Raw genomic sequence first — 10,354 nt, forward strand, 5'->3', positions numbered from 1 at the left:
CTCCGCGGCGAGCAGCCCGGGCCGAGGCCGGCGCCACAACGCGAGCCCCAGCTCCCGCAACCTGCCCCACCCGAAGGCCAACGCCACACCGCGCGCCCAACTCCCGCAACCTGCCCCACCCGAAGCCCAGCGCCTCACCACGCGCCCAACTCCCGCAACCTGCCCCACCCGAAGCCCAGCGCCTCACCACGCGCCCAACTCCCGCGAGATGCCCCGCGCCGCCGTCTGCACCGCCAGCCCCAAATGCCTCGGCTGCGCCACCCGCTTCGGCACCAGCACCCCCAGCACCCCCGCCAGCACCTCACCGCGCCCGAAGATCGGCGCCGCCACCGACACGATCGCCACCGTCTCGTCCTGGCGGCGGAAGATCGCCAGCCGCTCCCTCCGCACCTCGGCCAGTGTCCGGCGCAGCTTGTCCGCCGGGATCAACCGGTTGTCCGGCTCGCTGTACACCGGCTTGGCCAGCAGCTCTTCCTGCACCTCCCGCGGCGCGAACGCCAGCAGCGCCAGGCCGACGCCGGTCGAGTGCAGCGGCAGCCGCCCGCCGGTGCGGTAGTCCACCGGTGCCGCCTGGTGCCCGGACAGCCGCTCGACCAGCAGTGCCTGCATGCCGTCGCGGACCGCCAGCTGGACGTGCTGGTGGGTGACCTCGGCGAGGTCGTTCATGAACGGCAGCGCCACCTGCCGCAGCCCGTGCCCGCGCGGGGCGAGCGTCGCGACCTCCAGCAGGCGCAGGCCGACGCAGAAGCGCCCGGCGTCGTCGCGCTCGAGCGCGCCCCACTCGCGCAGGCGGTTCGCCAGCCGCAGCGCCGAGCTCGGCGGCATCTCGCAGCGGCGGCTCAGCTCCGCCAGCGAGAGCGTGCGGTGGTCGGCGTCGAACGCGGCCAGCAGCGCCAGCGCGCGGTCGACGACCGGCTCGCCGTGCGCCGGGCGGCGGCCACGCTTTCCATTGGTTGGCACAACCGGTGACCGTACCCGAAGCCGCTGGTCATCCTTCCGGGCAACCGTGGCGAAAGGTGCCCAACGATGAGTGCTTCCGTCGAAACCACCCCGGCCAGACCCGGTCCGGCCGTCCCCCGCCGGGGCTTCCTGCTGTTCCTCGGCCTCGCGGCGGTCGGCGCCGCGATGGCGAACCTGGTCCCCGCCGTGCTGACGTTGTCCCTCAAGGCCACCGAACTGGACGCCGCCCGCGCGACGACCACGGTCTCGGTGGTCACCGGCGTCGGCGCGCTGGCCTCGCTCATCGCCTTCCCCCTGCTCGGCCGGCTCAGCGACCGCACGACGAGCCGCCTGGGCCGGCGCCGCCCGTTCCTCCTGCTGGGCGCGGCACTGTTCGCCGTCGGCGCGGTCATCATGCTCGTGGCCGGAAGCACGCCGGTGCTGACGCTGGCCGCGGTCGCGACGTTCACCGGGTTCAGCTCGGTGACGGTCGCGTGCACGGCGGTGCTCGCCGACCAGGTTCCGCCGCACCGGCGCGGGCCGGCGTCCGCGGTGCTCGGGCTGAGCCTGCCGCTGGGTGCCGTCCTCGGCCTGTTCGGCGCCCAGCTGGTCGCCCCGCACCTGGCCGCGATGATCCTCCTGCCCGCCGCCGCGGCGATCGCCGGCACGCTCGCGTTGTTCGCGTTCCTCCGGGACGCGCCGATCACGGAACGTCCCCCGTTCGACGCGCGCGAGCTGGCCCGGACGTTCTGGGTGAACCCCCGCCGCCGTCCCGATTTCGCGTGGGCGTGGGCGAGCCGGTTGCTGGTGTTCCTCGGCGTCGCGGCGATCCAGGCGTACCAGACGTTCTACCTCATCCTGGTCCTGCACTTCCCGCCGGCCGAGGTGGCGAGCGCGGTGTTCCTGTCCACTTTGGTCCTGACGGCGGCGGCGGTGGTCTTCGCCCCGATCGCGGGCAAGCTGTCCGACCGCGTCCGCCGCCGCAAGCCGTTCGTGGTGGCCGCGGCGCTGATCTTCGCGGCCGGCCTGGTCATGGCGGCGTTCGCCCACTCGTTCCCGGCGTTCCTGACCGCGGTCGGCGTCGTCGGGCTCGGCCAGGGCGTGTACCTGAGCGTGGACATCGCGCTCGTCACCCAGCTCGTGCCCGACCCGGCGAACCCGGCCAAGGACCTGGGCCTGATGAACATCGCGAACACCCTGCCCAGCTCCTTGGTGCCCGCGGTCGCCCCGGCGATCCTGGCGCTGGGCGCGACGCCGGAGGCCCCGCAGAACTTCGCGGCGCTGTTCGTCTTCGGTGCGGTCGCGGGGCTGCTCGGTGCGGTTCTGGTCCTGCCGATCCGCCAAGTCGCGTGACGTGCCGCGAGGTCAGGCCGGCGGCAGCACCGGCTCCCGCCGCAGCTCGGCTTTCGCGATGGACCGCAGGTGCACCTCGTCCGGGCCGTCGAACAGCCGCATCGCGCGGTGCCACGCGTACATCGCCGCCAGCGGCGTCACGTCCGTGACACCCGCGCCGCCGTGGACCTGGATCGCCCGGTCGATCACCCGGGTCGCCGCGCGGGGCACCGCCACCTTCGCCATCGCCACCAGGTCGCGGGCCGCCTTGTTGCCCGCGATGTCGATCACGTGACTCGCCCGCTGGCAGAGCATCCGCGCCTGCTCGATCTCCAGCCGGGACTCGGCGATCTGCTGCTGCACCACCCCCTGGTCGGCCAGCGGCCCGCCGAACGCCACCCGGTCGCGCGCCCGGGCCACGAGGAGCGCCAACGCGCGTTCGGCGGCCCCCAAAGCGCGCATGCAGTGGTGGATGCGGCCCGGGCCGAGCCGGGCCTGCGCGGCCGCGAACCCGCCGCCCTCCTCGCCGATCACGTTCTCCACCGGCACGCGGACGTCGTCGAAGCGGACCTCGGCGTGGCCGTGCTGGTCGTGGTGGCCGAACACCGGCAGGTCGCGCACGACCGTCACGCCCGGCGTGTCGCGCGGCACCAGCACCATGGTCTGCTGCCGGTGCGTCGCCGCCTCGGGGTCGGTCTTGCCCATCACGATGAAGAACGCGCACCGCGGGTCCATCGCCCCGCTCGTCCACCACTTCCGGCCGGTGATGACGTACGTGTCGCCGTCGCGCACGATCCGCGTGGCGATGTTCGTGGCGTCGCTGCTGGCGACGTCCGGCTCGGTCATCGCGAACGCCGACCGGATCTCCCCCGCCAGCAGCGGCGCGAGCCACTCCCGCCGCTGGTCCTCGCTGCCGAGCAGGTGCAGCAGCTCCATGTTCCCGGTGTCGGGCGCCTGCCCGTTGATGGCCTCGGGCGCCAGGTCGAGGCTCCAGCCCGACAGCTCCGCGATCGGCGCGTACTCCAGCTGTGTCAGCCCCGATTCGGCCGGCAGGAAGAGGTTCCACAGCTCTTCGGCCTTCGCCGCCGTCTTCAGCCGCTCGACGACCGGCGGGACGACGTGGTCGTCCGGGCCCGCGGCGCGGCGGTGCGCCAGGTACTCGGCTTCGGCCGGCAGCACCTGGTCGCGCACGAACGCGAGCATCCGTTCGTGGAGCTCGCGGGCACGCGCGGAGGGGGCGGGAAGGTCGTAAGCCACCACGGGAAACTCCTGAACAACGCCGATCGGATGGTCGGCTCGACCGTACGATCGGGGCACCCGCGCGGCAACCCGCTCGACCAGTCCACTGTGAACGAGCTCCGGCTGGCCGTGCGCCGGACCCGGTCCGACGACGCGCGCCCGAGGACACCGCCTGAACCCCGTCGTCACCGCCGAGGAAGCGCACCGGCTCGGGCCGGTCGCCCAGGTGGCGACCAAACACCTGCCGCGCGAGACGGCCATCCCCGCGGCGGAAGCCGCGCCGCGGCGTGAGAGCGTGTCCATCCGGGCCCGGGCCGCCGGTCCGGACGGCCGCGAAGGAGTCGCGGCCTTCCCGGGCAAGCGGCCGCCGAAGTTCCGCTGACGGAGGACGAACCATGACAGGACCCCTCGCCGGGCTGCGCGTCGTCGAGCTGGCCGGCATCGGGCCCGGCCCGCACGCGGCCATGATCCTCGCCGACCTCGGCGCCGACGTCGTGCGCGTCGAACGTCCCCTGGGCACCCTCGACCTGACCGGCGGCAAGCCCGACCACCTGCTGCGCGGCCGGCGGTCCGTGGCGGCGGACCTCAAGTCCCCCGAAGGATCGGACCTGGTGCGGCGGCTGATCGCGCGGGCCGACGTGCTGCTCGAAGGCTTCAGGCCGGGCGTCGCCGAACGCCTCGGCGTCGGCCCGGACGCGTGCCGGGAGCTGAACCCGCGGCTCGTCTACGGGCGGATGACCGGCTGGGGCCAGGACGGCCCGCTGGCCGCGCGCGCCGGCCACGACATCAACTACATCGGGCTCACCGGCGCGCTGCACGCGATCGGCCGCGCCGGCGAGCGCCCGGTCCCGCCGCTGAACCTGGTCGGCGACTTCGGCGGCGGCTCGATGTTCCTCGTCACCGGCGTCCTCGCGGCCCTGTGGGAACGCGAGCGGTCCGGCGAGGGTCAGGTCGTCGACGCGGCGATGGTCGACGGCACCAGCGTGCTCCTGCAGATGCTGTGGACGATGCGGGGTCAGGGCACCTGGTCGGGCGAGCGCGGCGCGAACCTCCTCGACGGCGGCGCCCCGTTCTACGACACCTACGTCTGCCGGGACGGCCGCTGGGTCGCGGTCGGGGCGATCGAGCCGCAGTTCTACCGCGCGCTCCTCGACGGCCTGGACGTCGATCCCGCGACCCTCCCCGAGCAGCGCGACCGCACCGGCTGGCCGCGTCTGCGTGCCCGGTTCGCCGAGGTCTTCCTCACCCGAACGCGGGACGAGTGGGCCGAAGTGTTCGCCGGCACGGACGCGTGCGTGACGCCGGTGCTGGCCCCCGAGGAGGTCGCGGCCCACCCGCACCTCGCGGCGCGCGAGACGATCATCGAGGTCGACGGCGTCGAGCAGGCGGCCCCGGCACCGCGCTTTTCCCGCACGGCCACGGGACACCCGGCTCCGCCGCCCCGGCCGGGCGCGGACGGTGAGGCCGTTTTCGCCGAGTGGGGAGCTTAGGGCGTCACTTCGCGCCGAAGGCTCGCAGGAACGTGTCGACGATGACGTCGGCCGCCTGCGCGTCGCTCAAGCCGGGCAGGTCCTTTGTGGACAGGTGCACCAGCTGGCCGAGCACGTTGCCCGGCCAGCGATCCGGCAGCCCGGACCGGAGGAAGCCTTCGTCGGTGGCGCGCTGGAGGAAGGTGTCGACCTCGTCGATCGCGCGCAGGCGCCGGGCCCAGATCTCCGGGTCCGAGCGCATGCGGCTGACCTCGGTCGGCCACTTGCGGTTGACCCCGACGATCTCCTCGACGTAGCGGTGCAGGGCCACCGGCACCGGCGCTTCGCGGAGGCGGGCCGCCTCGATCGCCGCCTCGATCGCGTCGAGCCGGGCCTGGTACACCGCCGTCAGCAGTTCCTCGCGCCCGGTGAACCGGCGGTAGACGGTCCGGCGGTCCACCCCGGCCTCGGCCGCGATCGCCGCGATGCTCGTGGCCGGGTCGTCGGCGAGCATGCGGGCGCCCGTCGTCAGCAGCAGTTCGAGATTGCGCGCGGCATCGGCTCTCACGGTCTCAACCTACCCGCGGTCCCCGACCGGGAAGTCGGCCGCGCGGCTCGCCTCGGCCCACCGCTCGGTCTCGGCGGCCCGCTCCTCGCCGGCCTTCAACGCGGCGACGACGGCGTCACCACCGAGAATGAGCCGCCGGGGCGGGTCGACCTCGCCGACGACATCGACGACGACCTTCGCGCCGCGGGCCGGGTCGCCCGGCTGGTTGCCGTCGTGCTCGTCCCGGTAGCGGTGGATGGCGCCGACGGTCGTCTCGTAGTCGGCGCCGACGGTGTGCCGGGTCATGGAGGAGCCCTGCCAGTCGGTCCGGAACGCCCCGGGCTCGACGATGATCACCTTCACGCCGAAGGGAGCCGTCTCGCTCGCGAGCACCTCGGAAAAGCCTTCCACGGCGAACTTCGCGGTCTGGTAGGCACCCATCCCGGGGGTGCCGCCGACGCGGCCGCCGATCGAGGAGAACTGCACGAAGGTACCGGACCGCTGCACCCGGAAGACCGGCAGCGCGGCCCGCGTGACGTTCACGACCCCGAAGAGGTTGGTCTCGATCTGCGCGCGGAAGTCGTCCTCGGCCATCTCTTCGATGGGCGCGCTGTTGGCGTAGCCGGCGTTGTTGACGACCACGTCGAGGCGGCCGAAGGTGTCGATGGCTTCTTTGACGGCGGTCGCGGCCGCGTTGGCGTCGGTGACGTCGAGGGCGAAGGGGCGGATGCGGTCGCCGTAGCGGGCTGTGAGGTCGGTTAACTGGCCGGGTTGGCGTGCGGTGGCGAGGACGGAGTCGCCGGCCGCCAGGACCGCTTCGGTGAGGCTGCGGCCGAAGCCTCGGGATGCTCCGGTGATCAACCAGGTCTTGCTCATCGCTTGCTCCTGTGTAAGTGACTCATCGATGTGCCAATTGGAGCATGAAGTGGCATTAAGTGCGACTTGGTGTGACGGCGGAGACAGGAAAGTGCCTCGCGAGTGCGGCGGTTGAGAGGCGCGACGGGCGGGCCCGGGCAGGCGATGCGGGGCGCGCCGGGCGGGTGAGCCGGGGCGACAACTGCCGCGGAACAACGCCGGCAGCCTCGGCGGAGGTCGGGCCTAGTCCGAAGTGGACAGTCCAGCCGGAGACCTCGCGAAACCCTTACCGCCGAACCAAAATTCCCGACCTCGCCCCGAAGCACAACACGGTCGTTCTCTGCCCACCCTGCTCGCCGAGATCGCGAGCGTCACGCGACGCAGTGCGTGTAAGTCAAGCTTCGCGCCGCTGTGCACCGCCTCACAAGTGCGCGCCTTACTAGCCATAAGTGCTACATTCATGTGGCAGATCGAGACAGACCAGGAGGCACCCAGTGATCACCCGGAACCAGCTCTTCATCGGCGGCGCGTGGACCAGCCCGAGCAGCGCCGAACCGCTGGACATCGTTTCCCCGCACGACAACGCGGTCATCGGGCGCGCCGCGCAGGCGCTGCCCGCCGACGTCGACCGCGCGGTCGAGGCGGCCCGGCAGGCCTTCGACGAAGGCCCGTGGCCGCACACCACACCCGCGGAACGGATCGCCGTGCTCCGCCGGCTCGCCGCCCTGCGCGAGAAGCGCGCGGACGAGATCGCCGCGCTCATCTCCGCGGAGAACGGCTCTGCGCTGTGGTTCACCCAGGCCGGGCAGCCCGGCCTCGGCCGGCAGGCCAACGCCTACCTCAAGGCGGCCGAAGAGTTCGACTGGGAGAAGACCCTCGAGCCGTCGGACCCGGCCCTGCCGTTCCGGTCGGTCGTGCGCCGGGAGGCGATCGGCGTGGTCGCCGCGATCATCCCGTGGAACTCGCCGTTCTCCTCGGCCCTGGCCAAGATCATTCCCGCGCTGCTCGCCGGCAACACCGTCGTCCTCAAGGTCTCGCCCGAGAACACGCTGAGCATGAGCCTGCTCGCCGACCTGCTGGTGGAGACCGGGCTGCCCGAGGGCGTCATCAGCGTCCTGCCGGCGGACCGCGAGACGAGCGAGTACCTCGTCAAGCACCCGGGCGTGGACAAGATCGCCTTCACCGGCTCGACCCGCGCCGGGCGCCGCATCGCGTCGCTGGCCGGGGAACAGCTCAAGCGGGTCAGCCTCGAACTGGGCGGCAAGTCCGCCGCGATCATCCTGCCCGACGCCGACGTCGCCGCGGCGGTCCAGGGCCTCAAGTTCGGCTCCCTGCTCAACAACGCCGAGTCGTGCATCGCCCAGACCCGGATCCTGGCGCCGCGCAGCCGCTACGAGGAGGTCGTCGCCGGGCTGAAGGCGCTGATCGAGTCCCTCGGCGTCGGTGACCCGGCCGACGACGCGACCTTCATCGGCCCGATGATCCGCCGCGACCAGCAGGAGCGCGTCCTCGACTACATCCGCATCGGCGTTTCCGAGGGCGCGCGGCTCGTCACCGGCGGCCCGGAAGTCCCGGTGGGACTGGAAAAGGGCAACTACGTCACGCCGACGCTGTTCGCCGACGTCGACAACGGGATGCGCATCGCCCAGGAGGAGATCTTCGGCCCGGTCCTGGTCGTCATCGCCTACGACGACGAGGACGACGCCGTCCGCATCGCCAACGACTCCGAGTACGGCCTCTCCGGCGGCGTGTGGTCGGCGGACCCGGCGCACGCGCTGGCCGTCGCCCGCCGCGTGCGGACCGGCACCGTCACCGTCAACGGCGCGCCGATCGGCTTCGACGGCCCGTTCGGCGGCTTCAAGGCCAGCGGCCTCGGCCGCGAATACGGCGCCGTCGGCCTCGGCACCTACACCGAATACCAGACCATCACGATCCCGGAAGCGAACGACCGATGACCCTCGACACCCCCGCGAGACCCGCGGTGCGCCTGGCGATGACGGCGCTGATCCTCGCCGTCCTGCTGGCCGCGCTGGACCAGACCATCGTTTCCACGGCGCTGCCGAAGATCGCCGCCGACCTCGGCGGGTTCCGCGACATCGCCTGGATCACCGCGTCCTATCTGCTCGCCTCGACCGCCGCCACCCCGCTGTGGGGCAAGCTCGGCGACATGCTCGGGCGCAAGCGCCTATACCTCGTCGCCACCACCGCGTTCCTGGTCGCGTCCGCGCTCTGCGGGCTCGCCCAGGACCTCCCCCAGCTGATCGCCGCCCGTGCCGTCCAGGGCCTGGCCGGCGGCGGGATGATCGTCCTGACGTTCGCCCTGGTCGGTGACATCGTCGAACCCGCCGAACGCGGGCGGTACCAGGGCCGGTTCGGCTCGGTGTACGGCGTCGCCAGCATCGCCGGGCCACTGCTCGGCGGCCTGTTCACCGACCACCTGTCGTGGCGGTGGGCGTTCCTGGTCAACGTGCCCGTCGGGCTGGTCGCGGTCATCCTCGCGGCGCGCGCCCTGCCGGCCCCGGTCCGCAGGCCGGCCGCGCGCATCGACTACCCCGGTGCGCTGCTGCTGGCCGGCGCGGCCACCGCACTGGTCCTGATCACCTCGTTCGGGCCGCGCTGGGGCTGGACGTCCCCGGGCACCCTCGGGCTCGCGGCCGCGGCCGTCGTGCTGGCCCTGCTGGTGATCCCGGTCGAACGCCGGGCCGCCGCGCCGGTGCTGCCGCTGTCGATGTTCGCCTCGCGCACGGTCGTCATCGCCTCGCTCGTCGGGTTCATCGCCAACGTCGCGATGTTCAGCGTGCTCGTCTACCTGCCGACGTTCCTGCAGGTCGCCGACGGGGTGTCGGCGACGCTGTCCGGCGTGCACATGCTGCCGCTGGTGATCGGGCTGGTCGTCAGCCAGTCGCTGGCCGGCCGCTGGGTCGCGAACCCCGCGCGCCTGCGGGTGGTCCTGGTGACCGGCATGGCGCTGAACGTCGCCGGGCTCCTGCTGCTGAGCACCCTGGCCCCGGGGACGGCCCAGCTCGCCCTGGTCGCGTACTTCCTGGTCGCCGGCGTCGGCATCGGCATGGTCCCGATGGTGGCGCTGACGGCGGCGCAGAACGCGGTGCCCGCGACCGACATCGGCGCGGCGAGCGCGGTGGTCACCTTCGCCCGCTCGATCGGCGCGGCGTTCGGGGTGGCGGTGTTCGGCAGCCTGCTCGGCGAGGACGTCGCACACACGCTCGGCGGGGCCTTCCTGGCGATCACCCCGGTGGTCGTGCTCGGCGCCGTCCTCGCCGGCCTGCTGCGCCGTCAGCCGAGCGCCGCCTCGAACATCCCGGCTTCGTAGGAACCGCCTCGCTGGTGCACGATGACGGCGAGCCGGTTGGCGGCGTTGATCAGGGCGACCAGCGCGACGAGGGCGGCGACCTGTTCGTCGTCGTAGTGCTCGCGCACCCGGGCCCAGGTCGCGTCGGAGACGCCGTCGTGGTGGTCCGCGAGCCGGGTGCCCTCCTCGGCCAGCGCGAGCGCGGCCCGCTCGGCGTCGGTGAACACGGTCGCCTCCCGCCAGGCGGCGACGAGGTGCAACCGGACGGCGGTCTCGCCGGCGGCCGCGGCTTCCTTGGTGTGCATGTCGATGCACCAGCCGCACCCGTTGATCTGGCTGGCCCGCAGGCTCACCAGCTCCTGGGTGGCCTGCGGCAGCGGCGACCGGGAGACCACCTGGCCGAGGTTCGCGAACCGCTTGCCGAGCCGGGCGCCGGTCTCGGTGGTGAACAGGTCGATGCGGGGTTCCATGGCTTCGTCCTCACTCGTGTCGTGGCAGGTGAACGACATCGAGACACCGGGTGCGCGAACCCTGTGACACCGCGGCGGTGTGACGGGCGCCACCCACGACCGAATGTCCACTTCGGACAGCAACGGCCGGCCGATTCACAGGTGTGAACACCGGTCCCCGCAACGCGGGCACGATCGGCTGGTTCAACGGGCA

Annotated in this window: 10 protein-coding genes; 5 read left to right on the forward strand and 5 right to left on the reverse strand. The window is 72.9% G+C overall.

All coding sequences use genetic code 11. The features are described from left to right. Positions 1-183 precede the first annotated feature (183 nt). Complete coding sequence (locus BLV96_RS09500) at positions 184-960, reverse strand: IclR family transcriptional regulator (protein WP_086684438.1); 777 nt, start codon at positions 958-960, stop codon at positions 184-186. A gap of 66 nt (positions 961-1,026) precedes the next feature. Here BLV96_RS09500 and BLV96_RS09505 point away from each other — a divergent pair, with 66 nt between their 5' ends. Beyond that, a complete protein-coding gene (locus BLV96_RS09505; protein ID WP_086684441.1) occupies positions 1,027-2,292 on the forward strand; it encodes an MFS transporter in 1,266 nt (421 codons plus the stop codon). A gap of 12 nt (positions 2,293-2,304) precedes the next feature. Here BLV96_RS09505 and BLV96_RS09510 read toward each other — a convergent pair whose 3' ends face one another. Continuing rightward, the gene (locus tag BLV96_RS09510; RefSeq protein WP_244180187.1) at positions 2,305-3,474 is read right to left on the reverse strand and encodes an acyl-CoA dehydrogenase family protein; all 1,170 of its coding nucleotides are present in this window, start codon (positions 3,472-3,474) and stop codon (positions 2,305-2,307) included. 262 nt (positions 3,475-3,736) lie between these two features. On the opposite strand from BLV96_RS09510, the gene BLV96_RS49735 reads away from it, so the two are divergent. Together BLV96_RS49735 and BLV96_RS09515 are read left to right on the forward strand one after the other, a co-directional pair. Continuing rightward, positions 3,737-3,892: a hypothetical protein gene (locus BLV96_RS49735; protein WP_158104236.1), complete on the forward strand. Its 156-nt coding sequence runs from the start codon at positions 3,737-3,739 to the stop codon at positions 3,890-3,892. 13 nt (positions 3,893-3,905) lie between these two features. Then, positions 3,906-5,000 (forward strand): CaiB/BaiF CoA transferase family protein, encoded by a 1,095-nt coding sequence (locus tag BLV96_RS09515; protein ID WP_091388986.1) that lies wholly within the window; start codon positions 3,906-3,908, stop codon positions 4,998-5,000. Between the two features lie 4 nt (positions 5,001-5,004). Here BLV96_RS09515 and BLV96_RS09520 read toward each other — a convergent pair whose 3' ends face one another. Together BLV96_RS09520 and BLV96_RS09525 are read right to left on the reverse strand one after the other, a co-directional pair. After that, positions 5,005-5,547, reverse strand: a complete 543-nt coding sequence (locus tag BLV96_RS09520; RefSeq protein WP_086684512.1) for a TetR/AcrR family transcriptional regulator — start codon at positions 5,545-5,547, stop codon at positions 5,005-5,007. A 9-nt stretch (positions 5,548-5,556) separates the two neighbouring features. After that, positions 5,557-6,402, reverse strand: a complete 846-nt coding sequence (locus BLV96_RS09525) for an oxidoreductase (protein ID WP_086684509.1) — start codon at positions 6,400-6,402, stop codon at positions 5,557-5,559. A 473-nt stretch (positions 6,403-6,875) separates the two neighbouring features. On the opposite strand from BLV96_RS09525, the gene BLV96_RS09530 reads away from it, so the two are divergent. Both BLV96_RS09530 and BLV96_RS09535 read left to right on the forward strand, forming a co-directional pair. Further along, entirely contained in the window at positions 6,876-8,336 is a 1,461-nt protein-coding gene (locus BLV96_RS09530) for an aldehyde dehydrogenase (protein ID WP_086684506.1), read from the forward strand. Then, positions 8,333-9,712 carry an MDR family MFS transporter gene (locus BLV96_RS09535; RefSeq protein ID WP_086684503.1) on the forward strand — a complete coding sequence of 460 codons (1,380 nt, stop codon included), beginning with the start codon at positions 8,333-8,335 and terminating at the stop codon, positions 9,710-9,712. The genes BLV96_RS09530 and BLV96_RS09535 overlap by 4 nt, the downstream gene beginning before the upstream one ends. Here the strand turns inward: BLV96_RS09535 and BLV96_RS09540 are convergent. Beyond that, positions 9,676-10,161, reverse strand: coding sequence for a carboxymuconolactone decarboxylase family protein (locus BLV96_RS09540; protein ID WP_086684518.1), 486 nt, complete (start codon positions 10,159-10,161; stop codon positions 9,676-9,678). The genes BLV96_RS09535 and BLV96_RS09540 overlap by 37 nt on opposite strands. Positions 10,162-10,354: the final 193 nt, after the last annotated feature.

The organism is Amycolatopsis pretoriensis, assembly GCF_900107925.1.
Lineage (GTDB): Bacteria > Actinomycetota > Actinomycetes > Mycobacteriales > Pseudonocardiaceae > Amycolatopsis > Amycolatopsis pretoriensis.